This is a genomic window from Streptomyces sp. NPDC054813 (genome assembly GCF_053611365.1).
The window spans coordinates 23,116-48,296 of record NZ_JBSHAF010000033.1; the positions used below are offsets into that span (position 1 = coordinate 23,116).

19 protein-coding genes and 1 pseudogene are annotated in these 25,181 nt (G+C 72.4%); 11 read left to right on the forward strand and 9 right to left on the reverse strand.

The genetic code is table 11. The features are described from left to right. Positions 1-304: 304 nt before the first annotated feature. The 4 genes from ACWGJB_RS43275 to ACWGJB_RS43290 form a co-directional block, all read right to left on the reverse strand. A complete protein-coding gene (locus tag ACWGJB_RS43275; protein WP_453385521.1) occupies positions 305-1,588 on the reverse strand; it encodes an acyltransferase family protein in 1,284 nt (427 codons plus the stop codon). A gap of 159 nt (positions 1,589-1,747) precedes the next feature. Then, positions 1,748-2,308 carry a hypothetical protein gene (locus ACWGJB_RS43280; protein ID WP_453385522.1) on the reverse strand — a complete coding sequence of 187 codons (561 nt, stop codon included), beginning with the start codon at positions 2,306-2,308 and terminating at the stop codon, positions 1,748-1,750. A gap of 132 nt (positions 2,309-2,440) precedes the next feature. Next, positions 2,441-2,935 (reverse strand): MarR family winged helix-turn-helix transcriptional regulator, encoded by a 495-nt coding sequence (locus ACWGJB_RS43285; protein WP_453385523.1) that lies wholly within the window; start codon positions 2,933-2,935, stop codon positions 2,441-2,443. A gap of 76 nt (positions 2,936-3,011) precedes the next feature. Further along, positions 3,012-3,527, reverse strand: coding sequence for a CGNR zinc finger domain-containing protein (locus ACWGJB_RS43290; protein WP_453385524.1), 516 nt, complete (start codon positions 3,525-3,527; stop codon positions 3,012-3,014). A gap of 154 nt (positions 3,528-3,681) precedes the next feature. Between ACWGJB_RS43290 and ACWGJB_RS43295 the strand changes: the two genes are divergently transcribed. The 5 genes from ACWGJB_RS43295 (at position 3,682) to ACWGJB_RS43315 (ending at position 9,149) form a co-directional block, all read left to right on the forward strand. Continuing rightward, a complete protein-coding gene (locus tag ACWGJB_RS43295; RefSeq protein WP_453385525.1) occupies positions 3,682-4,551 on the forward strand; it encodes an alpha/beta fold hydrolase in 870 nt (289 codons plus the stop codon). A 168-nt stretch (positions 4,552-4,719) separates the two neighbouring features. Then, entirely contained in the window at positions 4,720-6,144 is a 1,425-nt protein-coding gene (locus tag ACWGJB_RS43300) for a lamin tail domain-containing protein (protein WP_453385526.1), read from the forward strand. 166 nt (positions 6,145-6,310) lie between these two features. Then, positions 6,311-7,396, forward strand: a complete 1,086-nt coding sequence (locus ACWGJB_RS43305) for a hypothetical protein (protein WP_453385527.1) — start codon at positions 6,311-6,313, stop codon at positions 7,394-7,396. A 228-nt stretch (positions 7,397-7,624) separates the two neighbouring features. Next, on the forward strand, positions 7,625-7,759 hold the full coding sequence (locus tag ACWGJB_RS43310; RefSeq protein ID WP_453385528.1) for a hypothetical protein: 135 nt from the start codon (positions 7,625-7,627) through the stop codon (positions 7,757-7,759). Positions 7,760-8,123: 364 nt separating this feature from the next. Further along, positions 8,124-9,149 (forward strand): alcohol dehydrogenase, encoded by a 1,026-nt coding sequence (locus ACWGJB_RS43315; protein WP_453385529.1) that lies wholly within the window; start codon positions 8,124-8,126, stop codon positions 9,147-9,149. Positions 9,150-9,158: 9 nt separating this feature from the next. Here the strand turns inward: ACWGJB_RS43315 and ACWGJB_RS43320 are convergent, their stop codons facing one another. Continuing rightward, on the reverse strand, positions 9,159-10,862 hold the full coding sequence (locus ACWGJB_RS43320) for a SpoIIE family protein phosphatase (protein ID WP_453385530.1): 1,704 nt from the start codon (positions 10,860-10,862) through the stop codon (positions 9,159-9,161). Positions 10,863-11,165: 303 nt separating this feature from the next. Here ACWGJB_RS43320 and ACWGJB_RS43325 point away from each other — a divergent pair, with 303 nt between their 5' ends. Next, a complete protein-coding gene (locus ACWGJB_RS43325; protein ID WP_453385593.1) occupies positions 11,166-15,155 on the forward strand; it encodes a molybdopterin-dependent oxidoreductase in 3,990 nt (1,329 codons plus the stop codon). On the opposite strand, the pseudogene ACWGJB_RS43330 reads toward ACWGJB_RS43325, so the two are convergent. Further along, positions 15,149-15,627, reverse strand: a pseudogene (locus ACWGJB_RS43330) (helix-turn-helix domain-containing protein). The gene ACWGJB_RS43325 and the pseudogene ACWGJB_RS43330 sit on opposite strands and share 7 nt — an antisense overlap. A gap of 185 nt (positions 15,628-15,812) precedes the next feature. Here ACWGJB_RS43330 and ACWGJB_RS43335 point away from each other — a divergent pair. The 3 genes from ACWGJB_RS43335 to ACWGJB_RS43345 all read left to right on the forward strand — a co-directional run bounded on the left by ACWGJB_RS43335 (position 15,813) and on the right by ACWGJB_RS43345 (position 20,484). Then, a complete protein-coding gene (locus tag ACWGJB_RS43335; RefSeq protein WP_453385594.1) occupies positions 15,813-17,867 on the forward strand; it encodes a xanthine dehydrogenase family protein molybdopterin-binding subunit in 2,055 nt (684 codons plus the stop codon). A 31-nt stretch (positions 17,868-17,898) separates the two neighbouring features. Further along, a complete protein-coding gene (locus ACWGJB_RS43340) occupies positions 17,899-18,357 on the forward strand; it encodes a (2Fe-2S)-binding protein (RefSeq protein WP_453385531.1) in 459 nt (152 codons plus the stop codon). A 189-nt stretch (positions 18,358-18,546) separates the two neighbouring features. Then, a complete protein-coding gene (locus ACWGJB_RS43345; protein ID WP_453385532.1) occupies positions 18,547-20,484 on the forward strand; it encodes a right-handed parallel beta-helix repeat-containing protein in 1,938 nt (645 codons plus the stop codon). Between the two features lie 19 nt (positions 20,485-20,503). Here the strand turns inward: ACWGJB_RS43345 and ACWGJB_RS43350 are convergent, their stop codons facing one another. Beyond that, positions 20,504-21,478 carry an alpha/beta hydrolase gene (locus ACWGJB_RS43350; protein WP_453385533.1) on the reverse strand — a complete coding sequence of 325 codons (975 nt, stop codon included), beginning with the start codon at positions 21,476-21,478 and terminating at the stop codon, positions 20,504-20,506. 264 nt (positions 21,479-21,742) lie between these two features. Here ACWGJB_RS43350 and ACWGJB_RS43355 point away from each other — a divergent pair, with 264 nt between their 5' ends. Next, on the forward strand, positions 21,743-22,624 hold the full coding sequence (locus tag ACWGJB_RS43355; protein ID WP_453385534.1) for an LLM class F420-dependent oxidoreductase: 882 nt from the start codon (positions 21,743-21,745) through the stop codon (positions 22,622-22,624). 68 nt (positions 22,625-22,692) lie between these two features. Here ACWGJB_RS43355 and ACWGJB_RS43360 read toward each other — a convergent pair whose 3' ends face one another. Next, positions 22,693-23,250, reverse strand: coding sequence for an NADPH-dependent FMN reductase (locus ACWGJB_RS43360; RefSeq protein WP_453385535.1), 558 nt, complete (start codon positions 23,248-23,250; stop codon positions 22,693-22,695). 103 nt (positions 23,251-23,353) lie between these two features. Between ACWGJB_RS43360 and ACWGJB_RS43365 the strand changes: the two genes are divergently transcribed. After that, complete coding sequence (locus ACWGJB_RS43365) at positions 23,354-24,034, forward strand: TetR/AcrR family transcriptional regulator (protein ID WP_453385536.1); 681 nt, start codon at positions 23,354-23,356, stop codon at positions 24,032-24,034. On the opposite strand, the gene ACWGJB_RS43370 is transcribed toward ACWGJB_RS43365, so the two are convergent. Next, the gene (locus tag ACWGJB_RS43370) at positions 24,009-25,175 is read right to left on the reverse strand and encodes an FAD-dependent oxidoreductase (RefSeq protein ID WP_453385537.1); all 1,167 of its coding nucleotides are present in this window, start codon (positions 25,173-25,175) and stop codon (positions 24,009-24,011) included. The two genes, ACWGJB_RS43365 and ACWGJB_RS43370, sit on opposite strands and share 26 nt — an antisense overlap. Between the last annotated feature and the right edge of the window lie 6 nt (positions 25,176-25,181).

The window sequence follows — 25,181 nt, forward strand, 5'->3', positions numbered from 1 at the left end:
CGCGCGCGCTCGCCAGACTGGTCGGGGGGGGTTCTAGCAGCGTCGCCCGCCCGGGGGGGGGCCCTCGCCCCCCCCCCCCCCCGCCCCCCCCCCCCCCCCCCACGGCTCCCGCTCTGGCGCCGGACCCGCCAGGGCGTCCCGGTCAGGTGGTCGCCGGCCGGAGTCAGCCGCCTCGTAGGCGAACCGCCGCAGCCCACCGACCGCCGGCCCCTGCTGTACGGCAAGCCTGTGGTGCTGCTGAACACGGCGGCCTTCTACGACGGGTTGATCCTCCGGCTCCGGCACCCGCACTCGCCGCCGGCGGCTACGGGGTGCTGCTGCGCCCTGCGTCACCTGCCCTGCTCCTACGGCGCCCGCTCGGCCACGGCAGTCCGGCCGACGCGTGGAACTGAGGGAATGACGGAGCGCCGTGTGCGATCAGGGTCTTCCAGGACCTGTTCCGTTTGAAGGGAATCTCGAAGATCCGGGCGAACAGCCATGCCCCGAGCACCGAAACCGGCAGTGCCACGGCAAGCGTGAACCAGAACGTCGGCAGGCCGGGAGATGCGAAATGCGGGGCGACGCGGCGAATCGCGACCATGACGATCGGCAGATGAATCAGGTAGAGGCTGTAGGAGAAGTCGCCGAGCCTTCGGATCGGTCGGGTGGTCAGGAGCCGTAGGAGCGGGGCGGGCCTGCCGGTGGCCACCGCGGCGAGCAGCATGGTCATGGCGGGAGCGATGGCCAGGTCGATCCAGAAGTAGTGGTTCACCGTCCACACGGAACCCTTGATGACGCCGAGAGCCAGGACGGGCAGGGCGGCCAGGGCGGCGAACCAGCCCCAGGGCAGGCGCCGAACCCCCTCTCGCGCGGCGACGACCCCGGCGCCGATCACACCCGCGACGAACACGGGCGCGAGGTGGGGAGCAAGCCAGTTGTCGCCCTCCACCGGATTCGCGCCCGGTGCTGTCAGGCCGAGGGCGATCACCGGAAGCGCCACGCACGCGGCCAGCACCACCGCGCTGGAGCGCCGCCGGACAAGGAGGAGCAGGGGAAAGAGGAGGTAGAGCTCGGCCTCCACTCCGATCGACCAGAACGCGCCGTTCGGTGTGGGCGCGGTGATCAGGTCCTGGGCGACGAGTCCGAACACCAGGACGGTCTTGCCGGTAGGCGGTCCGAAGTGCGAGGCCGGCACCACGAACAAGGAGATCACCAGGCTCATCGCCAGCGCCGCCCAGTACGGCGGCAGGATCCGCCAGGCGCGCCGGCGCAGGAACTGGGCGACGCCGCCCGACCGCCAGCCGTGCCGCGCCGGGGAGATGGCCAAGGAGAAGCCGGACAGGACCAGGAAGAAGACGACAGCCAGGCGCCCGAACATCAGCCCCTTCAGCCACGGGGGTGCCGAACTGTCGGGGTAGCCGGGGAAGGTGTACAACCAGCAGTGAAACAGCACCACATACAAGGCTGCCAGGCCGCGGAGGCCGTCCAGGCCAACCACTTGTGCGTGGCCGCGGGCTCTGCCCGCCGTCTCCTCCTGCCCCGCCGGGGCCGGGTCGGCCGGGTCGAGAGTGCTGCCGGCCGGACGGCTCAGGTCCGTGGAAATGTTCAACCCCCTTCTCCGTGCGGCGCGTTTGCCGCCGAGCCGTTTCGCTGGCGGTGCGCCGGGCGGCACAGGGCCACCACAGAGACTTGGTACGTGGCGTCCGGCTGAGAAGTTCAGCGGAGGAGGCGGCTGGTCCTCATGGCGGCAACACCGGAGCTGTGGGCGTCAGCCCGTCTTGGCGGCCTTCTGTCCGGACGGGGCGACGGCGTACCACTGCGCGTCCTTCCCCTGGCCGTTCGCCTGTTCGGCGCCGGTGTCGCCGCTGTACCGGTAGAGCGGCCACCCGGCGAGGGTGAGCTGCTTCATGCCGTTCCGGTGCACCGTGCCGAGAAGGTTCTTCTCAACTCCCGAGGTCTGCACGGAGTCCCCCACGATGACCGGCAGCCAGGTCTTTGTGCAGGCGCCGGAGCAGGTCCATTTGGAGGGATCCGACTCGTCCCTGTCGTAGCGGTAGAGGGTCATCCCCTTGTCGTCGGCGACCACGGTGCCGATGCCGTTCAGCGCCTCGGCCGCCACCCCGGTGGTGATGGCCGAGGACCCGGTCCCGGAGCTGCCGCTGTCGGCCGCCGCCGAGGTGGCCGGTGCGGAGACCGCGGAATCCGACGCGGCCGGGGCCACCGGCGCGGCGCTGTCGGAGCTGGTGCCGTTGGAGGAGCCGCACGCCCCCAGCAGGAGCGGGGAGGCGAGCCCTACGGCAAGGCTCAGGACGATGCGTCGCAGGATCAAGGAGGTGCCCTTCTGAAGGAGTCGCAGCCACTTGCTCCCTTGGTACGTCGCCCGACTCCCGCCCTCTCAGCCGCAGATACGAGATGACACAGTTTTGACCATCGCCGTGCCCGGCGACGGCGGCCCGCGCGGTCACGACAGCGGCGCGGTACCGTTCGTGCCGGCGAGGTTCTCCTCGATGCGCGCCAGGAACCGCATGGCCTGCCGGTACTCCTCGTCGGTGAATCCCGTGGCGGTGACCGCCTCCAGGTCGCGCCAGGCCCGCAGGACCCGGTCGCGCAGAGCCTGGCCGGCGCGGGTGGTGGTCACGAGGACCGACCGGCGGTCGGCGGGGGAGGGGCTGCGGCTGACGAACCCGGACTGCTCAAGGCGTTGCAGCATCTTGGTGACGGTGGACGGATCGAGCCCCAGGGTCTTGATGAGGTCGGCCTGGCGCTGCTCGCCCTGTTCCCAGAGCCGCATCATCAGGAGCTCCTGCCCGGGGTAGAGGCCGGTCTCGCGCAGCAGGTGGCCCGCCGTGATCCGGTGCGCCCGGGCGGCACGGAAGAGGACCTCGCTCATCGGAGCGCCGGCGACGGTCGGGACCGTGTCGTCCCTGCCCTGGACCGATTCGGACGCTGGCGGCATGGCTGCTGTTCCTCCCTGCACGGCGAACGGGTCGCCCGTCGTGGAATCGTCTCACCCCTCCCGCCTGCCGGGGGCGTCACCCGGTCGCGGCCTCGCGGGTGCGCTGGTGGTGGCGGCGTGCCTTCATGCGGTTGCCGCAGACGGCCATCGAGCACCAGCGGGCCCGGTTGGTCTTGCTGCGGTCGATGAGGAAAAGCCGGCACTCCGGGTTGGCGCACGCCCGCAGCCGGCCCGGCATCGTCTCCTGCAGCGCGCTCCAGGCCAGGACCGCCGTCACCGCCAGCCGGCGCGGTGCGGGGATGTCCAGCTGCCACGCCACCCCCGCAGCGGACAGCCGGGGGTGTGAGGTGACGTCCGCGAGGAGCGGCGCCAGGGACGTGGCGGGCCGGCTGCCGGTCACCACGTCCTGGAGGAGATCGCGTGCCTGGAGGAGATACCGGCGCTCTTCCTTGCCGCCGCTGCCCCCGTGGGCCCGCTGCCAGGCCCTGGCCGCCTCCGCGTCGGCCAGCTGGTCCTGGACCGCGCTGTTGACCACGGGTGTGCTGTTGAGGAGCTCCAGCAGCGTCTCCTGCTGATCCGGGTCGGTCGTCATCGCCACCTCCTCCTAACCCGACTGATGTGCTTGGAAGGTTACACCTATGCCCGTACGCCATGGAAGCCTAACCGGTCGAGTCGGCTTGACGGGTTAGGTGGAGTGTGCTCGACTGGGTGGGTAACCAGTCAAGTACGAGAGAAGGGTTAGGGGCATGGCCTTCGCAGTCCATCACCGCACCGCCACCGTCGACGGCCTCGACGTCTTCTACCGGGAGGCCGGCGATCCGCAGGCGCCCGTCGTGGTCCTCCTCCACGGCTTTCCGACCAGCTCGCACATGTTCCGCAACCTGATTCCGGCGCTCGCCGACCGCTACCGCGTGGTCGCCCCCGACCACATCGGGTTCGGCCAGTCCGCCATGCCGGGCCTCGACGACTTCCCGTACACCTTCGACGCCCTCACCGACGTCACCGCCGGCCTGCTCGAACAGCTGGGGGTCGACCGGTTCGCGATGTACGTCCAGGACTACGGCGCCCCCATCGGCTGGCGCCTGGCCCTGCGGAACCCGGACCGCGTCACGGCGATCGTCACGCAGAACGGCAACGCCTACGAGGAGGGCTTCGTCAAGCCCTTCTGGGACGGTGTCTTCGCCTACGCCGAGGCCCCGGGACCAAAGACCGAAGCCCCCATGCGCGGCGCCCTCACCCTCGAGATCACCCGCTGGCAGTACCTGAACGGTGTCGCCGACCCCAGCCTGGTCAGCCCGGACAACTGGGTGCACGACCAGGCGTTGCTGGACCGTCCCGGCAACGACGAGATCCAGCTCAAGCTCTTCCGTGACTATCCCGCCAACGTGGATCTCTACCCGCGGGTCCACCGGTACTTCAGCGACTCGCAGGTCCCGCTGCTGGCGGTGTGGGGCGCGAACGACGAGATCTTCGGCCCCGACGGCGCCCGGGCGTTCGCCCATGACCTGCCCGACGCCGAGATCCACCTCCTCGACTCGGGGCACTTCGCCCTGGAAAGCCACCTGGAGACCATCACCGAGCACACCCGCGACTTCCTGGCCCGCGCTCTGGCCTGACGCGCGGGGCGCGGCCCTGCCGATCGCTGCCGACCGGCGCGGCCACCCGGCGCGATCTTGGTGATTCGCCCACCGTTCATAACGGCCTCACCCGGGGGAGGGCGGCCGTTCGGGTCACGTCGGAAGGGTCCTGGCGGCCTGTCACAACGGAACCTCAGGACGGATCTCGTGACCGAATCACGCGTTCGCCGGTGGCGTCGTAGCCTCCGTGTTCTGCTCGTCGCCGTCGCCGTCGCCGGTCCGACGCTCGCCGTCGGCGCCCTGACCGCGTCCCCCGCCCACGCGGCGGCAGCCGACGACATCCGGATCAACGAGGTGGTGACCACCGGGGACGTCAACGACTCGGTCGAGCTCTACAACAAGGGCACCGCCTCGGTGAACCTCTCCGGCTGGATCCTCAAGGACGACAACAACAGTTCCAAGTACGCGATAGCCGCCGGGACCACGCTCGCCCCCGGCGGCTTCGTGGCCTTCGACGTGCACAACGCCTTCGGTCTGGGCTCCGGCGACGAGGCGCGCCTCTACCTCGCCGACGGCACCACTCTCGTGGACAGCTTCAGCTGGAGCGAGCACTCCGACCCGTCGTGGTCGCGCTGCCCCGACGGCACCGGCACCTTCGGCTCGGCCGCAGTCACCCTCGGCGCCGCCAACGACTGCGGATCCGGCGGCGTTTCGGCGACGGCCTGGCCGGGCGGCAGCTCCGTCGCGACCGCCGACACCAAGAACGCCTTCGGCTCCGACCTCAGCGGCCTCTACCAGGAGGGGAGCGTGATGTGGGCGGCGCAGAACAGCGGCAAGCTGTGGCGGCTGGTCCCGAACGGCTCCACCGCGTGGAAGGCCGACACCAGCAACGGCTGGACCTCCGGCAAGACCCTCAAGTTCCCCGGGGGCTCCGGCACGCCCGACGACGAGGGCGTCACGCTGACCGGTTCCGGAGCCGGCGGGGGCGTCTACGTGGCGAGTGAGCGCAACGCGGACGCGTCCGGCACCAGCCGCCTGTCCGTCCTGAAGTACGACGTGAGCGGCACGGCCACCACGCTCACCGCCGCCACCGAGTGGAACCTGACCTCGGACCTGCCGTCCGTGGACTCCAACCTCGGCCTGGAGGCCATCACCTGGGTTCCGGACGCCACCCTGACCACCGCCGGGTTCAAGGACGCCTCCACCGGCGCGGCCTACGACCCGGCGAACTACGGCTCGCACACCGGCGGGGTGTTCTTCGTCGGTGTCGAGGGCACCGGCATGATCTACGGCTACGTCCTCAAGGACGGCGGCACCTTCACCCGTGTCGCGTCGCTCAGCAGCGGCATGGCCGGCGTGATGGAACTCCAGTGGGAGCCGCAGGGCTCCCGCCTGTGGGCGGTCTGCGACGACACCTGTGACGGCCAGCACCGGACCATGAAGATCGACGCGTCCGGCGTCTTCGCCACCACGGCGACCTACGACCGCCCGTCCGGCATGGACAACCTCAACAACGAGGGCTTCGCCGTCTCCGGCTCGGACGCGTGCAGCAGCGGCGCCAAGCCCGTGTACTGGTCCGACGACAGCAACGACAGCGGCCACGCACTGCGACGGGGCACGATCACCTGCTGAGCCCTGCCGGCGCGCCGGTACCCCGCTGTATCGTACGCGCGGCGCCTCACGCACCACTGGAATACAGCGTCAACTCCCGTACCGGCACGTCGACTTCACCGACGTGCCGGTTCCTTTCGCCGCCCCCGGAGGAACCGTGGCAACCAGCCGCCCCCGCCGTTCTCGTGTGCCTCTGACCCGACGCAGATCCCTCGCCCTCACGGCCGCCCTGGCCGCCGTCTGCTGCGCCACCCTCACCCACCCCACCCAGGCCCGTGCCGACTCCGCCGCCGACCGTGCCGCTCTCGCCCAGTGGTGGGCCCCCGTCAACTTCCAGGACGTCGACTCCACCGGCGAGACCGCGCTCGGCGGCAAGTCCGACTACATCACGTCCTACGACTACGACGGCGACCTCAACGGCCGCGACAACTGGGAGAACACCAGCCAGTTCGCGCTCGCGGCGCATGTCTACTACTCGGTCGTCCAGACCCCGTCCTTCTCGTACCTGCTGTACACGTACTTCCACCCGCGCGACTGGTCGGACGGCGTCCTCGACAACTACCAGGAGGACCTGTCCGAGCACGAGAACGACTCCGAGGGCGTCCTCGTCGTCGTGGCCAACGACGGCTCCGCGCATGGCCAGTTGAAGGCCGCCATCACCGTCGCGCACAGCAACTTCTACTCCTGGGTGCCCGCGGGCAGCGACTTCACCAGCGGGCAGGAGAGCGTCGACGGCACCCTGAAGCTGCAGGGCGACCCGCACGACGACGGCCACGGACGTCCGTTCACCACCCAGCAGCCCAACACCCATGCCGCATGGGCCGAGGGCTACCTGTCCAAGGAGCGCGACCAGTACGCGAGCGGAGACGGCATCGTCTACTACCCCGGCTCCACCGCCGAGGTGCCGTCCGGCTCCGACGACCGTGACGTGCAGTACACGCTGACCGACGTCTTCGCCTCGAACGGCATGTGGGCGAACCGCACCCTGACCTCGCTGTTCGCGACCACGAACAACTTCGCGGGCGACGACAGCTCCAACCCCTACGGTGCCAAGTGCGGCGCGGGCGGGGTCCTCGGCCCGGCCAACGGTGCCTGCGACACCGACGCGGCCAACCCGCCCTGGGCCTGGGACGACGGCGACGACCTGCCCGGCCGGGGCTACCTCGCCACCAACCCCGCCGAACTCGTCTGGGACTACTTCAACTGGTCCGGCAAGCCCTCCTCGCCCGACCTCGCCTACACCTGGGACCAGTACAACGGCATCACCTCGTGATGAGGGGCCGCGGCACTCCGCTGTGAGCGGTCAGGGCGTACCGGTGAGGTTCTCCGTCAACCGGTACGCCTGCTCCAGGCACAGCGGCGGCGCCGGCAGCGGATGGGCGGCCGCCGTGCGCAGGCCGTCGAGCGTGAAGGCGACGCCCCGGCGCCAGGCGTCGGGCGCGGTGTCCTTGACGGCGCGGGCCAGCAGGGCGTTGGTGCCGAAGAAGAACAGCAGGTCCTCGTGGGCGAAGTCCGGAGGTCACCCCCGTCCCACCCGGACGAACTCGCCGAGCACTACTGGGGCATGTACACCCGCCGCGATCGCGTCGAACAGGCCCACCCCGCGGAACTCACCCCGCGCGACGACCGCTCGTAGCCCGCTCCCCCCACTCGCCCCGAGGCCCGTGGCATCCCACGGCAACACTGCTGCACCTCGACGCCTCCCTCTGGCCGGCCGGCCAGATCGGCCTCGGCCTCGGCCTCCCGTACGGTCACGGCCGCCTTCCGTGCTCGACCGCGCCCACGGCCTCTCCGGGGCACAGCCGGCCGGCGCCTTCCTGTCCGCCCCGCGGACCGCGCACGCGGACACCGCCCCGGCGAGGCGCTGAGCGGGGCTCGCAGCACCTTCGTCGTCACCGAGCAGGCCGCCTGCCGGGCTCGCCGCGCGCGATCGGCCCGGAGCTGATGTGCTGGGGGAGGGGTTTCGACCGTTCCCGTCGTACCCGTTCCGGGAGAGACGTATGAGTACCTACCGAGTCGCGCAGGTGACCGCCGCGGGCGGACCGTTCGAGATCGTGGAGCGGGAGGTGCCCCGGCCGGGCCCCCGGCATGTGCGGATCGCCGTGGAGGCCTGCGGAATCTGCCACAGCGACAGCTTCTTCGTGACCGCCGGGCTGCCGGGCATCACGTTCCCCGTGGTGCCAGGACACGAGATCGCCGGGCGGATCGAGGAACTCGGCGAGGGCATCGAGGACTGGGGCTGGCGGGTCGGCGACCGGGTGGGCGTCGGCTGGTTCGGGGGCAGCTGCGGCCACTGCAAGCCCTGCCGGCAGGGCGACTTCATCGTCTGCGAGAACCTGCAGGTGCCCGGCTGGACCTATGACGGCGGCTTCGGCGAGCAGGTGATCGCCCCGGTGGACGCCCTGGCCCGCATCCCCGACGGGCTGACCGCGTCCGACGCCGCGCCCCTGGGCTGCGCGGGCGTGACCACCTTCAACGGGCTCAGGCGCAGCCCGGCCGAGCCCGGTGACCTGGTCGCCGTCGTCGGCCTCGGCGGGCTCGGCCACCTCGGGGTGAAGTACGCGGTGGCCATGGGCTTCGAGACGGTGGCCATCGCCCGCGGATCCGAGAAGGCCGACTTCGCCAAGCAGCTCGGCGCCCACCACTACGTCGACTCCACGGCCTCGACACCCGTCGCGGAGGCCCTCCAGTCGCTCGGCGGCGCCAAGGTCGTGCTCGCCACCGCGGGCAACTCCCAGGCGATCTCGGCGGCCGTGGACGGCCTGGGACCCCGGGGCGAGCTGGTGGTGATCGGCATCGACCCCGAGCCCCTCGGGATCAGCCCGCTCCAGCTGCTCACGAACGCCCGGGAGGTCCGCGGCCATCCGTCCGGCACCGCCCAGGACGTGCAGGACACCATGGAGTTCAGCGCCCTGCACGGGATCCGCCCGACGATCGAGACCGTACCGCTGGAGGAGGCGGGCGCGGCCTACCAGAAGATGATGGACGGGGCCGCGCGCTTCCGGATGGTGCTCACCTACGACTGAGCCGCCCGATCACTGCCGTACGGCACGGGCCGCGAGCAGCGCGATGTCGTCCTCGGAGCCGACGGCGAGGTGGTCGAGGACGGTGTCGACGATCTTGTCCAGCGGGTCGTTCGGGGAGAGGGACAGCCCCGTCAGACGGGCCAGGCCCCGGTCGATGTCCTCGCCTCGCCGCTCCACCAGTCCGTCGGTGTACAGGAGCAGCACACCCCCGCGTTCCGGGGTGACGCGCTGCTCGTACCGGCCGAGCCCGCTGCCCAGCGGCGGGCCGACCGGCACCGGCACCAGCTCGATCCCGCCCTCGGGAGCCAGCCAGACCGGCGGCAGATGCCCGGCGCTCGCATACGTGAGGGTGGCGACGTCCGCGTCACCGAGCGCGAGGAAGCAGGTGGCCACCCGCTCGAAACCGGAGTCCGAGACCATCCGGTCCGCGTGCTCCAGGATCCGGCGCGGCGAGAGCCCCGCGCGGGCCAGGGCACGGAGCGTCGAACGGTAGTGGCTCATGGCCACCGCAGCGTCCACGCCATGGCCCATCACATCCCCGATGACCAGCATCGTACGGCCGTCGGGCAGGGCCAGGACGTCGTACCAGTCGCCGCCGATCAGCGAGCCGTCGTCGGCGGGCCGGTAGCGTCCGGTGGTCTCCACACCGGCGTGCTGCTGCAACTGGCCCGGCTCGGCCAGCAGGGCCCGCTGCAACTCCAGCGCCATGGTGTGCTCACGCTCGAAGCGGACCGCCCGGTCCAGGGCGCGCGCGGCGCGGGCGGCGAGTTCGCGGGCCACCGTGGCGTCCTCGTTCGAGAACGGCCCGGAGTCCCCGGCCCGGGCCAGCTGCAGGCTGCCGAGGTACCGGCCGTCCGAGACCAGCGGCGCGAGCAGCACGGAGTGGACGCCGGCGGTCAGACAAGCCCGGGCCGGTGGCCAGCTCGGGATGAGCGCCCGCCACTGTGCCGAGGTGATCGCGTTGCGCCGCAGGACCCGGCCCGCCGCCAGGTTCCGCCGGGTCCCGGCGCCGCGCGGCCAGCCGACCAGTTCGCCGCGCGCGTCCAGCGCCGCGAGACCGGTGACCAGACCCGGCCGGGTCGCGTACGCGGCGAGCCGGGTGGGCGCCCGCCGCCCCGACGTCGTGTCCGGCGGATTGAGTTCCACCCCGGCCGCGTCCGCCAGCTCCGGTACGACGAACTCCGCCAGCTCCCGGCAGGTCCCGGCGACATCGGTGCCGGTGCCGATCCGGGACGCGGCCGCGTCCAGCAGCGCGAGCCGCCGATGGGCACGCTCCAGCTCGTAGACGTACTGCTGCGGCTCACTGATCTCCAGGCCCACCCCGGCGACGCCCACCACCTTGCCGGTGCTGTCCACCAGCCGGTGGTACACGCACCGCCACTCCCGGACCTGGTACGGCGAGTCCACCCAGGTCCGCCCGGTGACGATGGTCTCGCGCGGCCGTCCGTCGTGCAGGATGTCCCGCAGCAGCTGCTCCGACCGCTGGATGTGCGGCAGCACCTCGTGCAGGGTGTGCCCGAGGTAGGCGGCGGCGGGCAGGCCGGTCATCCGGGCCATGTGCGGGTTGACGTACAGGTAGCGCAAATCGGTGTCGAGGACCGCGAAACCGACGGCCGAGTCCTCCACGATGCCGCGCAGCAGATCGATGTAGCCGATGTCGACGGGCGGTGCGCCCGCGGAGGCCGGTCGTCGCGAGGAGGTGTCCCTGTCCACCCGGTCCTCCTCGCCTGCCCCCGCCCACGGCCGCCCTCATCCTCCACCAGGTCCCGGTACCACGCATCCCGGGGCAGCCCGTACGCGCCCGCTCACATCGCCGGGTGCCGGTCTGTGCGGTGGCCTTAACCCCCGTTGATCAGGAGCGGTGACGCCGGTGTAATCAGCTGTGCATACGGTCGAGGCCGGATGACAGAGGCCGACCAGCAGGAACAGGGGGTGCCCGTGGCCGCGCCGGACTCGCGCAGCACCGACACCGCCAAGGTGCGGACGGTCTGCTCGTACTGCGGGGTCGGCTGCGGCATGGTCCTCGACATCGGCAGCGGCCCGGACGGCCGCCGTACCGTCCTCAAGGCCTCCGGCGACAAGCGGCACCCGGCGAACTTCGGCCGGCTGTGCACCAAGGGCGCCACCACCGCCGACCTGCTCGCCGCGCCCGGCCGGCTGACCACCGCCCTGCTGCGGCCCGGGCGGGGCGAGGAAGCCGTCCCCACGGCCGTGGACACCGCCGTCACGGAGACCGCGCGACGGCTGCGCGTGATCGTCGACGAGCACGGACCGGCCGCGGTTGCCCTCTATGTCTCCGGCCAGATGAGCCTGGAGGCCCAGTACCTGGCGAACAAGCTCACCAAGGGCTTTCTGCGCACCAACAACATCGAGTCCAACTCCCGGCTGTGCATGGCCAGTGCCGGCACCGGCTACAAGCTGTCCCTCGGCGCCGACGGGCCGCCCGGCTCGTACCAGGACCTCGACCGGGCCGACGTCTTCCTGGTCATCGGCGCCAACATGGCCGACTGCCACCCCATCCTCTTCCTGCGTCTGATGGACCGGGTGAAGGCGGGCGCGAAGCTGATCGTCGTCGACCCGCGCCGCACCGCCACCGCCGCGAAGGCCGACCTCTTCCTCCAGGTGAAACCTGGCACCGACGTCGCCCTGCTCAACGGCCTGCTCCACCTCCTGTACGAGAACGGGCACACCGATCCCGAGTTCATCGCCGCGTACACCGAGGGCTGGGAGGCGATGCCGGACTTCCTGGCCGACTACCCGCCCGCCGCCGTCGCCGCGATCACCGGCATCCCCGAGTCCGACCTGCGCGCAGCCGCCCGGCTGATCGGCGAGGCGGGGGAGTGGACCAGCTGCTGGACCATGGGCCTCAACCAGTCCACCCACGGCACCTGGAACACCAACGCGCTGGTCAACCTGCACCTCGCCACCGGCAGGATCTGCCGTCCCGGCAGCGGACCCTTCTCCCTCACCGGCCAGCCCAACGCCATGGGCGGGCGGGAGATGGGGTACATGGGACCGGGCCTGCCCGGCCAGCGGTCGGTCCTGGTCGACGCCGACCGGGCCTTCGTCGAGGACGTGTGGGGGCTGAAGCCCGGCACGATCCGCGCCGACGGCGTCGGCAAGGGCACCGTCGAGATGTTCCAGAAGATGGCCGACGGCGAGATCAAGGCCTGCTGGATCATCTGCACCAACCCGGTCGCCTCCGTCGGCAACCGGCGGACCGTCATCGAGGGCCTGGAGGCCGCCGAGCTCGTCATCACCCAGGACGTCTTCACCGACACCGAGACCAACGCCTACGCCGACATCGTGCTGCCCGCCGCCCTGTGGACCGAGTCCGAGGGCGTCCTCATCAACAGCGAGCGCAACCTCACCCTCGCCCGTCCCGCCGTCGACCCGCCCGGCGAGGCCACCGCCGACTGGCGGCTGATCGCCGGGGTCGCCCGCGCGATGGGCTTCGAGGACGGCTTCTCCTACGACAGCGCCGAGCAGATCTTCGAGGAGATCAAACGCTTCCACAACCCGGGGACCGGCTACGACCTGCGCGGAGTCAGCTACGACCGGCTGCGCGGCACCCCGGTGCAGTGGCCCGCGGCCACCGCTGACAGCCCCGACCGCAACCCGATCCGGTACGTCAACCCCGACGGCACCCTCACCTTCGCCACCGCCTCCGGCCGCGCCGTCTTCCACCCCCGCCCGCATCTGGACCCCGCCGAGATGCCCGACGACGACTACCCGTTCGTCCTGAACACCGGCCGCCTCCAGCACCAGTGGCACACCCTCACCAAGACCGCGAAGGTCGCCAAGCTCAACAAGCTCAACCCCGGCCCGTTCGTCGAGGTCCACCCCGAGGACGCGGCCGCGCTCGGCGTCACCGACGGCGACTCCGTCGAGGTCGCCTCCCGGCGCGGCCGGGCCGTGCTGCCGGCCGTCGTCACCGACCGGGTGCTGCCCGGTGCCTGCTTCGCGCCCTTCCACTGGAACGACCTGTTCGGCGAGTACCTCAGCGTCAACGCGGTGACCAGCGACGCGGTCGATCCGCTGTCCTTCCAGCCCGAGCTGAAGGTGTGCGCGGTGTCGCTGACCAAGGTGTCCACACCGGTGAGCGTGCGGCGGCCGGGTGTCGAGGAGACTCCGGCCGGGCTGCCCACAGCCGCCCCCGCGACTGCCGCCTCCGTCTTCGGACTCGACCCCGCCCCGCCGCCGGTTCTCACCGAACCCGAACGGCAGTACCTGGTCGGTTTCCTCGCCGGCATCCCGGCCGGCGCACCCGGCGTCCCCGTCCTGCCCCCGGACGCGCCGTTCAGCCCCGAACACGCCCGATGGGTCAACGGCACCCTCGCCGGCATGTACTCCCGTTCACCGGCGCCGGAGACCACGACGATGGCGCCGGCCACCCGCCAGGTGGTGATCCTCTGGGCCTCGCAGACCGGCAACGCCGAGGACTTCGCCGCCACCACCGCCGAGCGCCTCACCGCGGGCGGCCATCCGGCCTCCCTGGTCGCCATGGACGAGGCAGATCCGGCCGCCCTGCCCACGGGCGCCGACCTGCTGCTGATCACCAGCACCTTCGGTGACGGCGACGCCCCCGACAACGGCGCCGGCTTCTGGGACGGCCTCGCCGCCCTCGACGCCGGGCGCCTGGCCGGGCGCCGGTACGCCGTCCTGGCCTTCGGCGACTCCTCCTACGACGACTTCTGCGGGCACGGGCGGCGCCTGGACCGTCGTATGGACGAACTCGGCGCGGTCCGGCTCGCCCCGCGCACCGACTGCGAACCCGACTACGAGACACAGGCGGAGTCCTGGCTGGACCAGGTGCTGGCCGCCCTCAAGGACGGGGCTGCCGCCCCCGCCCCCGCGCCCGCCCCCGCGCCCGCCCGGTCCAGGCGGCCCGCCCCCAGCACCGCCCGGCTCGTCGGCAACCAGCTGCTCAGCCTGCCCGGCGCCGGCAAGGAGGTGCGCCGCTTCACCTTCGACACCCGCGACAGCGCGACCCCGCTGGTCTACGAGGCGGGCGACGCGCTCGCGGTCCGCCCCCTCAACTCGCCCGACCTGGTGGCGGAGTGGCTGACCGTCACCGGCCTCGACGGCGAGACCGGCGTGCGTGTCGACGGAGTCGGTGAAGTCCCGCTCTCCGAGGCCCTGTTGCGACACCTCGACATCACCCGGATCACCCCGGACCTGCTCCGCTTCGCCACCGAACGCACCCGTGACGCCCGCGAACTGCGCAAACTGCTCCGCCCCGACAACAAGGACGAGCTGGCCAGGTGGTCCTGGGGGCGGCAAGCCGTCGACGTCGCCGCCGAGTTCGGAATCCGTGCCGACGCCGGGGAGTGGGCGGGGGTCCTCGGCAGGCTGCAACCGCGCCTGTACTCCATCTCGTCCAGTCCGCTCACCGACCCCCGCCTGGTCTCGACCACCGTCTCCGTGGTCCGTTACGAGAACCTGCACGGCAGGCCCCGGCAGGGCGTCTGCTCACCGTTCCTCGCCGACGCCGAGCCCGGCACCCCGGTCCCGGTGCACGTCCAGCGCTCCCCGCACTTCCGGCCGCCCGCCGACCCGGCGACGCCCATGGTGATGGTCGGCCCCGGCACCGGTGTGGCGCCGTTCGTCGGCTTCCTCCAGGAGCGCCGCGCCCGTGGCCATCGCGCCCCCAACTGGCTGTTCTTCGGCGAACAGCACCGGGCGACCGACTTCTACTACGAGCAGGAGCTCACCGCCCTGCTCGCCGAGGGCACCCTGAGCCGCCTCGACACCGCCTTCTCCCGCGACCAGCGGGCCAAGGTCTACGTCCAGGACCGGATGCGCGAACACGGCCCGCTGCTGTGGTCCTGGCTCCAGGACGGCGCCCACTTCTACGTCTGCGGCGACGCCTCCCGGATGGCCAAGGACGTCGACCGAGCCCTGAAGGACATCGCCACCGTGCACGGCGGACTGACCGAGGGCGAGGCAACCACGTACGTCAAACAGCTCGCCTCGGAACGGCGTTACGTCCGGGACGTCTACTGATTCCGCGTCAGTTGCCGCATGGTGAGGGCGAGTTGCAGCCGGAACCGGCCCTGTGGGGTGGGCACCGGCCAGCCCAGCAGATGCTCCGCGTGCGTCAACCGGTCCTGGAGCGTGGAGTGGTGGACGCCGACCTCGGCGGCCGCCGCCCGCAGGCTCGCCGTCGACGCGACCGCGTGCAGCGTGCGCAGCATCCAGGGCGCGTCCGCGGCCGCGGCCTCCACGGCCCGGACGTCCGGCGCGGGCTCCGCACCGGGTACCCGTCCTTCCGCCGGCCGTCCGGCTCCACCCGCAGCCGGACCCGCCGCTCCTCGTCGACCAGCCGCGCCGTACAGCCGGCGAGCACGGCGGCCCCGCGCACCAGCGCCTCCAGACCGGCCCGGGTCTCGGCCGGCCGGGCGAAGTAGGCGATCACCGAGACGGCGGCCCCGGCATCCGGGTCCACCGCGGCCAGCCGCCCCGCCAGCTCCTTCATACCGCCATGATGCGCCATCCGGCGGTACGGCGAGGAGAGCCGGGCGCGACAGGCAACCGATACGGACGCCCGCCCCTCCTAGCTGTCGAGACACAGCGTCGACACAGGCACCGACCGACAGGAGCCCCCGCTTGGACCGCAACGAGCCCGTGCGGGCCGCCGCCGGACCGTCCCGCCGCAGACTCATGGTCTACACGGTGGCCGCGGCCACCCTCACGGTCGCCGCCCCGCTCGGCTGCGACACCCCACGGGCCGACGGCGCCACCCCGGCCTCCGACGTCGTGGTGACCGGCACCGACGAGGAGATGCTCGTCCTGGAGGTCACCGCCGCCAACCAGGTCGTCGTACGGCTGCCCCGGGTCGAGGTCGGCCAGGGCATCACCACCGCCGTCGCGATGATGATCGCGGAGGAGCTGGACGCCCGCCTCGCCGACGTGCGGATCCCGCTCGCGGACGCGCGCGCCAAGGGCAACCAGTACACCGGCGGCTCCAGTTCGGTCAGCTCGCTGTACGACCCGGCCCGGCGACTGGCCGCCACCGCACGCGCCCGGCTGGTGACCGCGGCCGCCCGCCGCTGGCGGCTTCCCGCACACATCCTGCGCACCTGGAACACCCAGGTCCTCGCCCCCGACGGCCGGACGGCCACCTTCGGCTCCCTCACCGCGAGCGCCGCCCGGATCCACGTCCCGGAGGTGTCGAGCAAGCCCAAGCCGGCCTCCCGGCACCGGGTGATCGGGAAGCCGACGACCAGGATCGACGCCCGGGACATCGTCACCGGCGCCGCCAAGTACGCGGGAGACCTGGCGGTCGCCGGGGCGAAACCGACCGTGGTGGCCCGGCCGCCGACCCTGCGCGGCAAGCTGGTCTCCCTCGACGACACGGCGGCCCGCGCTCTGCCCGGCATCCAGGCGATCGTGCGGATCCCCGGTGGTGTCGCCGTGGTGGCGGACACCTTCCACCATGCCTTCCAGGCCCGGGACGCGCTGCGGATCACCTGGGCCGCCGGTCCGCTCGCGCCGCTGTCGGACAAGGAGATCCGCGCCCGGCTGCGGGCCGCGGTGCCCCGCTTCGGCACCCCGCCGCGCGGATCTGCCCAGATCGAGGGCGAGTTCGCATTCGCCTTCGTCAGCCATGCCCCGATGGAGGTGCTCACCGCGGTCGCCGACGTCCGCTCCGACCGCGCCGAGTTGTGGTTCGCCTCGCAGACGCCGATGGACGCCCGCGAGACGATCGCCGACCTGCTGGGACTGGCGACCTCGGCGGTACGGGTCCATGTGGTGCGCGGCGGGGGCTCGTTCGGACGCCGGCTCAACTTCGACGCGGCCATCGAGGCGGCACTCGTCTCCAAGGCGGCCCGCAAGCCCGTGCGGCTGATGTGGAGCCGCAACGACGACACCCGGCACGGCAGGATGCGCCCCGCGAGCCACCACCGGATCCGGGCCAGTGTCGCCGGCGGCCGGGTGGTGGCCTTCCAGCACCTGACGGCCTCGGTGGGGGAGTCCTCCGACGAGAGCGGCCTGACCGCACAGGCGGCCGGGGTACGGCCGCTGCCCAGCGACAGCGGGCTGTACAACTTCGGCCGCGTGGGCGGCGATTCGGGCGGCATCGAGCTGCCGATGCCGCTGGGCGCCTGGCGCTCGGTGGACTCCGGGACGATGCGCACGGCGGAGGAGATCATCGTCGACGAGATCGCCCGTGCGCTGGGCCGGGACCCGGTCGCCTTCCGCCGCAGCACCCTGCGGAGCAAGGCGGTGAAGGCCGTACTCGCCAAGGCGGCGGCCGCCGGACACTGGGGCCGCGCGGTGCCCGCGGGCACCGCCCAGGGCGTGGCCGTCCACGAGGAGTACGGATCCGCCGTCGCCTGCCTGGCCGAGATCGACGCCACCGACCCGAAGAACCCCCGGGTCACCAAGGTGGTGATGGCCGCCGACGTCAGTACCGCCGTCAACCCGCGCGGCCTGGAGGCACAGCTGATGGGCACCGCCGTCGACGGCATCTCGACGGTGCTGCGGGCCGGGCTGCACATCGACCGGGGCGCGGTGCGCGAGGGCAGCTTCGCCGACTTCCACTACGCCCGCCAGCGGCACGCCCCCCTCGTGTTCGAGGCGCACATCCTCCCCTCGGGCGGGGCACCGGGCGGCGCCGGTGAACTCGGCGTCCCCGCGGCGGCGGGCGCGGTCGCCAACGCCTACGCCCGCGCGACCGGCACGAAACCCCGCACCTTCCCCCTCGACTTCTGAACCACCGTCTCCCGACTCCCAGAAGGCACCGATGCGTTCGTACTCCTTCGTCCTCAACGGCGAACCGGTCACCGTCGAGGCACCCGCCGACATGCCCCTGCTCTGGGTGCTGCGCGATCTGCTGGGCGTCACCGGCCCCAAGTACGGCTGCGGGGTGGGCGTCTGCCGCGCCTGCACCAGTCACCTCGACGGCGAGGAGATCCAGCCGTGCACGGTCCCGGTCGCCGACTGCGCGGACCGTGCGGTCACCACCATCGAGGGCCTCGCCGACGGCGACACCCTGCACCCCGTCCAACAGGCCTGGCTGGACTGCGACGTGGCCCAGTGCGGCTTCTGCCAGCCCGGCCAGATCATGGCGGCCGCCGCCCTCCTGAAACGCACCCCGCACCCGACGGACGCCGACATCGACCGCATCGAGAACGTCTGCCGCTGCGGCACCTACTCCAGGATCCGGGAGGCGATCAAGAAGGCGTCGGCGAACGGGACCTGAGGGCGCGCCGGCCGAGAGCGAGGCCCAACGCCGGGACTCGCCGGCCGGCACCGGCCGTCGTACCGCCGCTCCTCCTCCTGGCGCCCGAGCGACGACCAAAGAGACCCACGCATAGACGATCGGCCGACGCCCCCGCGGCCGCGCCCGCTCCACGATGGATGGATCCATCCGACGAGCGGGAGGCATCACGTGAGGACAGCACGGGGGAGTGCGGTCGCAGCCCTGGCCATGGCGGCCGTACTGGCATCGACGGCCGGCGGCGCACCCGCCCCGAAACCCCCACCCACCACTCAGCTCTACGTGGCCCCTTGGGGTGACGACCACGGGCCCGGCACCCTGGACCGGCCCTTCGCCACACCGGCTCGCGCCCAGCAGGCGGTACGGGCCATGGCCCCGCACATGACCTCGGAGATCACGGTCAACCTGCGCGGCGGCACCTACCGCCTGACCGCGCCCCTCCGCCTGACTCCGGCCGACTCGGGCCGGCACGGCCACCGGGTGGTCTACCAGGCGTACGGCTACGGCACCGCGCACCAGGAGCCGGTCACCCTCAGCGGCGGCCGCCCGGTCACCGGCTGGCGCCCCGCCCCCGGCCGGCCGGGCGTCTGGCGGGCCGACGTGGGCTCCCTGGAGACCCGCCAGCTCTACGTCGACGGCCGCCGGGCCCCGCGCGCGGCCCGGGGCGCACCCCTGCCCGGAAAACTGAAACTGACGGCCACCGGCTACACCACCACCAGCAGGACCCCGCTCGCCTGGAGCCACCCGGCCGACCTCGAAGTCGTCTACCGCTACGACTACGTGGAGGGCCGCTGCGGTGTGGCCGCGATCTCCAGGACCGCCGCCGACCGGACCGCGATCACCATGGACCAGCCCTGCTGGCGGATGGCCCGGGCCCTGTACGGAGCGGACGCCCCGACCCAGACCCACGACGTGGAGAACGCCCCGAACTTCCTGGGCAGGGGCGGAAGTTGGTACCTGGACCGCTCTCGCCCCGCTCACCACACCCTTCTCTACCGCCCCCGCCCGGGCGAGGACATGACCCGGACCGAGGTGACGGCCCCCGCCCTGCAGACCCTGCTCAGCGGGACCGGCAGCTCCGCCGCCCGCCCCGTGCACGACCTCACTCTCCGCGGCCTGACCTTCGCCCACGCCACCTGGCTGGCGCCGAACGAGGGGGCCGGTTTCGCCGCCGCCTGGAGCATGTACATGCGCCCAGGCAAGGGCGGTGACATCACGGCGCTCACCGTGCCCGGCAACGTCACCTTCCGGCACGCCGAGCACATCACCCTCAGCGGCAACCGCTTCACCCATCTGGGCGGTCAGGGCGTCGACTTCGCCGCCGACAGCTCGCACAACACGGTGACCGGCAACGTCTTCACGGACATCTCCGACGGCGGTGTCGCCCTGGGCGCCCTGCCCCCGGCCACCCGGGGCACGAACACGGGCAACCGTGTCACGGACAACTGGATCCACCACATCGGCGTCGAGTACCGGGCGGCCTCCGGCATCTGGAACAGCGCCACCCAGGACACCCTCATCGCCCACAACCAGGTCGACCACGTCCCCTACACCGGCATCCTCTCCGGCCCCAGCGAGGACCTGCGCGGCCTGACCCGCCGCAACCGCATCCTCGGCAACCGGGTCTTCGCCACCAACCGCCTGCTGGCCGACGGCGGCGGCATCTACCTGCGCGGCGAACAGGGCCCCTCCTATGCGGCCGGCGCCCTGGTGGCCCGCAACGCCGTCACCGACAGCGCCCACGGCATCTGGAACGTCGGCATCTACACGGACGACTCCAGCAACCGCATCACCGTCCGCGACAACGTCGTCCACGACTACGTCGCCTCGATCGGCGGCTGCAGCGAGAACTGGGGCAACCGCCCGGTCCAGAACATCCGCTACCTCGGCAACTACTGGGACGACACGGTCCCCACCTGGCTCCCCCGCCGCACCTACCCCGGCGCCTGGCCCCCCGCCCCCGACTGCGGCGACCCCCGACACCTCCACTTCACCCGGAACACCCTCCTCACCCCGACCCACCCCTGCGCATCCCTCCCCGCCTGCGCCGCCATCACAGCCCAGGCAGGCCCGAGGCCGCCGTACCGCCGGGCACTGGGGCTGCGCTGACCGCCGGGCCCCACGATCCTCAGCGTGCCAGCAGCCGGCGTAGCCAGTCCGTGTGGGCCGTCCTCGCCGACTGGGACAGGGCGGCCTGGGGGGCGAAGCCGTCGAAGCCGTGGAAGCCGCCGGGCCAGACGTGGAGTTCGGCGATGCCGCCCGACTGCCAGATGCGGGAGGCGTAGGCGACGGTCTCGTCGCGGAAGGTCTCGGCGGAGCCGACGTCGAGGAAGGCCGGGGGGAGGTTCGTGAGGTCGGTGGCGCGGGCCGGGGCCGCGTAGGGGGAGACGTCGGGGCCGCCGCGGGCCTCGCCGAGGAGGGCGGTCCAGCCGGTCTCGTTGGCCGTGCGGTCCCAGACGCCGAGGCCCTTCATCTGGTGGCTGGACGGGGTGTCGTTGCGGTCGTCCAGCATCGGGCACATCAGCATCTGGCCGATGACCGAGGGGCCCTGACGGTCTCTCAGGAGCAGGGCCAGGGCCGCGGTGAGGCCGCCGCCCGCACTCGCCCCGGCGATCACGATCCGCTCGGGGTCGCCGCCGATCTCCTTCGCGTGCTCCGCCGTCCACAGCAGCCCGGCGTACACGTCCTCGACCGGCGCCGGATGCGGGTGCTCGGGCGCCAGCCGGTACTCCACCGACACCACCACCGCGCCCAGTTCCCTCGCCCAGGCCAGCGGGACGTCCACCCCCACCCGGTTGTTGCCGATCACCATGCCGCCGCCGTGCACGTGGTAGATCACCGGCAACGGGGTGGGGACGGGCGGCGCGGTGGGCCGGCAGATCAGCAGGGAGATCCCGGGGGCGCCCGCCGGACCGGGCACCGTGCGGTCCGCCACCTCGAACGCCCCGTCCAGGGTGAGGTCGATCTCGGCGAGCAGCTGTATCCCCTCGTTCTGCCTGACCGCGGGAATCTCGTCCAGCGTGAACCCCGGCGAGATCATCTCCCTGATCAGCTCCAGGGCGGCGGCCAGCTCGGGGTCGAACGGGGGCGGTACGGAGGTCATGGCGGCTCCTCGCGGCGGTGATGAACTGTACGGCTCGTACGGCCATGATCCGCGCGCCCCTCGGGCCACCGGGACCGCCGGACGGCGGAAGCTCCCCGCCGTCCGGCGGGTGGTCCGCCGTTTCGGCCGGGGTCACCATCGCCAACCAGCCCGGGCGCGTCGAGGACGCGGCCGTCCCCCGACGTCTGGACCTTGACTTCGAGAGCGCTCGAAGTTCTAGCGTCGGACGGACAGAAGACGATCCGGGCGGAACGGAGAACGGCCATGCGCGTGGGCGTGCACATCAACCGGTTCAACCATCCTGGCGGCGGCCCCGCGCTGGGCGCCGAACTCGCCGCCGCCGGTGCCGCGGCCGAGGCGGCGGGCGTCAGCTGGGTCTCGGTGATGGACCACTACTTCCAGATGGAGTTCAACGGCGGCGCCGAGGACCCCATGCTGGAGGCCTACACCACCCTCGGCTACCTGGCCGGCCGCACCTCCACCGTCCAGCTGGGCGCCCTGGTGACCGGGGTGACCTACCGCCACCCGGGACTCCTCGCCAAGATCGCCACCACCCTGGACGTGGTGTCGAGCGGCCGGGCCACGCTGGGCATCGGGGCCGCCTGGTACGACCGTGAGCACCACGGTCTCGGCGTGCCGTACCCGCCGATCGCGGAGCGCTTCGAGCGGCTGGAGGAGACCCTGCGGATCTGCCTGCAGATGTGGGACCCGGAGAACAACGGCCCCTTCGAGGGCAAGCACTACCGTCTCGCCGAGACGCTCTGCGTGCCGGCGCCGGTCAGCTCGCCACACCCGGAGATCATGATCGGCGGCGGGGGCGAGAAGAAGACCCTGCGGCTGGTCGCCCAGTACGCCGACGCCTGCAATCTGATCCCCTCCTCGGCGGAGGAGCTGCGGCACAAGCTGGAGGTGCTGCGCGGGCACTGCGACACCGTCGGGCGCGACTACGACACCATCCGCAAGACCATCGCGTACACCGGGGACGCGGCGACCGACGGAGACCTGGACGCCTTCACCCGGGACATCGAGGGATACGCCAAGCTCGGCGTCGACACCGTCATCGTCGGCCCGCGCCTGGGGGAGACCTCGGGGTGGATGGAGAGCTTCGTGGCCCCGGCCGTCGGGCGGCTCGCCGCGATCGACTGAGACGCGATCGACCGAGACGCGGAGGAGCCGGGGCTCACCGAGCCCCGGCCCCTCCGTCAGGCAGTGCCTCAGGCAGCGACGCCCACGTTGCCGTGCAGACGCGCGACGACCTCGGTCAGCTGGGCGGCGACCTCGGCGTCCTCGACCGGGTGGGTCTCGGCGAAGCGGGTCACCGAGCCGGGGATGGAGAGCTTGATGTCCTCGATCACGTTGCCGCCGGCGATGCCCACGGCCTTGCGGGCCTCGTCCTGCGCCCACACGCCGCCGTACTGGCCGAAGGCGGTGCCGACGACGGCGACCGGCTTGCCACCGAAGCCGCTGGCGCCGTACGGGCGGGACAGCCAGTCGATGGCGTTCTTCAGGACGGCCGGGATCGTGCCGTTGTACTCGGGGGAGAAGAGCAGGAACGCGTCGGCGGCCTGGGCGGCCGCGCGCAGCTTCGCGGCGGCGGCCGGGACGCTGCCCTCGACGTCGATGTCCTCGTTGTAGAAGGGGATGTCGGCCAGGCCCTCGAAGACCTCGACCTCGGCACCCTCGGGGGCGAGCTTGACGGCCGCCTCGGCGAGCTGGCGGTTGTGCGAACCGGCGCGAAGGCTGCCGACGAGCGCAAGGATGCGGACAGACATGGGGGAACTCCAAGGGGGGCTGAAACACTGCTGTTACGAATACGGACCGAGGTCCGGTTAATTTCTAACACTCCAAACGGACCGCGGTCCAGTTCTGTTCCCGATGCTTTACGCTGTCTTCATGTCCAGCGTCCTGCCGCCCTTCCCGCAGCCCCAGGAGCCCTTCGACGCACCCCAATTGCTCGACGTGGGGCCGGCCCCAGAAGAGCCGTGCCTACGCGCGGACGCGGCCCGCAACCGTGCCCGGCTGCTGGAGGCCGCCGCCCGGCTGATCGCCGAGCACGGAGTGGCCGGCGTCACCATGGAGGCGGTGGCCGCGGCGGCCGAGGTGGGCAAGGGCACGGTCTTCCGCCGCTTCGGCGACCGCACCGGACTGCTGATGGCGCTGCTCGACCACTCCTCGCGCCAGCTCCAGGCGGACTTCCTGGGCGGGCCGCCGCCGCTGGGCCCCGGCGCCCCGCCGGTCGAGCGGCTGCGTGCGTTCGGCGTCGCGGTGCTGTACCGCGCGGCCGATCAGCTCGACCTGCAGCTGGCCGCCCAGCCCGAACCCACCCGGCGCTACGCCAACCCGCCGATGCAGGCGCTGCGCACGCACGTCACGATGTTGCTGCGGCGGATCCAGCCGGAGGCCGACTGCGAACTGCTCGCCCAGACGCTGCTGGCCTACCTCGACCCGGCCCTGGTCCACCACCTGACCAGGCAGTGCGGGATGCCGATGGAGCGCCTGGAGGCCGGCTGGATCGACCTGGTCGCCCGGATCACGCGGACGGAGCCGCCGCGCTGACGTCCGGCCGTCCGGCGCTGAACATCTCGACCAGGCCCTGCGGCGCGTCGGGCTGGAACAACAGGGCGCTGCCCGCCGCGGACTCCGCCGCGGCAGCCTCGGCGCGCGGGAACATCCGCGCCTCGTAGGCGGCCAGAGCGGCCTCCGTGTCGTCCGGGTGCGCGACGAGGGCCAGGCCCAGGTCGGCCGCGTCGATCAGGGCCAGGTTGGCGCCCTCGCCGGCGAACGGTGACATCAGATGGGCGGCGTCGCCGAGCAGCGTGACCCCGGGCTTCCGGTCCCAGCGGTGGCCGGCGGGCAGCGCGTGGATCCGGCGCGGGGTCAGCGGGCCCTCCGCGTCCGCGACCAGCGCCCGCAGGCTCTTGTCCCAGTCGTCGAAGGACCGGAGGACGGCCCGCTTGGCCGCCTCGGTGTCGGTGAAGTCGATCCCGTCCAGCCACTCCTCGGGCGCCTCGACCGCCGCGTACACGTGCAGGCTGCCGTCGCTCTCGCGGTGGGCCAGGATGCCCCGGCCTCCGCCGAGCGCGAACAGCATCCCGCCGCCGACGACTTCGGCGCTCATCGGATGCCGTACGTCCGCGTCCGGCAGGTCGGCCTCGGCGAACGACACCCCGCAGTACGTGGGCCGGACGTCCGTGACCAGCGGGCGCACCCGCGACCAGGCGCCGTCGGCGCCGACCAGCAGGTCGGTGGTGAAGGAGCCGCCGTCCGCCAGGAGCACCTCGTGCCGGCCGTCGCCGAGCGGTCGGGCGCCGGTGACCTTCGCACCCCAGCGGATCACGCCCTCGGGCAGCGAGCCGAGCAGCAGTCGGCGCAGATCGCCCCGGTCGATCTCCGGACGGCCGCCGTTGCCGTCGTCGGCCGCCGCGTGACGGACCCGGGCGTCCTTGTCCAGCACCCGCACCGCCTGGCCGCCGACATGGACGCGCGCCAGGAACTCCTCGTGCAACCCGGCCGCGCGCAGCGCCACTTGCCCGGAGTCGTCGTGGATGTCGAGCATGCCGCCCTGGGTGCGGGCGGCGGGGGAGGCGTCGAGGTCGAAGAGGGCGGCCCGGACGCCGTGCACATGGAGCACCCGGGCGAGGGTGAGTCCGCCGAGACCGGCGCCGATGATCGCTATGGGGTGGTGGGGAACTGACATGGTGGT

Excerpts from the sequence above, each read along its gene's own strand:
- ACWGJB_RS43355 (WP_453385534.1), top strand. The coding sequence starts at position 21,743 with ATGCGCGTGGGCGTGCACATCAACCGGTTCAACCATCCTGGCGGCGGC.
- ACWGJB_RS43360 (WP_453385535.1), bottom strand. The coding sequence starts at position 23,250 with ATGTCTGTCCGCATCCTTGCGCTCGTCGGCAGCCTTCGCGCCGGTTCG.
- ACWGJB_RS43340 (WP_453385531.1), top strand. The coding sequence starts at position 17,899 with ATGCGTTCGTACTCCTTCGTCCTCAACGGCGAACCGGTCACCGTCGAG.
- ACWGJB_RS43335 (WP_453385594.1), top strand. The coding sequence starts at position 15,813 with ATGGTCTACACGGTGGCCGCGGCCACCCTCACGGTCGCCGCCCCGCTC.
- ACWGJB_RS43290 (WP_453385524.1), bottom strand. The coding sequence starts at position 3,527 with ATGACGACCGACCCGGATCAGCAGGAGACGCTGCTGGAGCTCCTCAAC.
- ACWGJB_RS43315 (WP_453385529.1), top strand. The coding sequence starts at position 8,124 with ATGAGTACCTACCGAGTCGCGCAGGTGACCGCCGCGGGCGGACCGTTC.
- ACWGJB_RS43370 (WP_453385537.1), bottom strand. The coding sequence starts at position 25,175 with ATGTCAGTTCCCCACCACCCCATAGCGATCATCGGCGCCGGTCTCGGC.
- ACWGJB_RS43325 (WP_453385593.1), top strand. The coding sequence starts at position 11,166 with ATGGTCCTCGACATCGGCAGCGGCCCGGACGGCCGCCGTACCGTCCTC.
- ACWGJB_RS43285 (WP_453385523.1), bottom strand. The coding sequence starts at position 2,935 with ATGCCGCCAGCGTCCGAATCGGTCCAGGGCAGGGACGACACGGTCCCG.
- ACWGJB_RS43365 (WP_453385536.1), top strand. The coding sequence starts at position 23,354 with ATGCTTTACGCTGTCTTCATGTCCAGCGTCCTGCCGCCCTTCCCGCAG.
- ACWGJB_RS43350 (WP_453385533.1), bottom strand. The coding sequence starts at position 21,478 with ATGACCTCCGTACCGCCCCCGTTCGACCCCGAGCTGGCCGCCGCCCTG.
- ACWGJB_RS43295 (WP_453385525.1), top strand. The coding sequence starts at position 3,682 with ATGGCCTTCGCAGTCCATCACCGCACCGCCACCGTCGACGGCCTCGAC.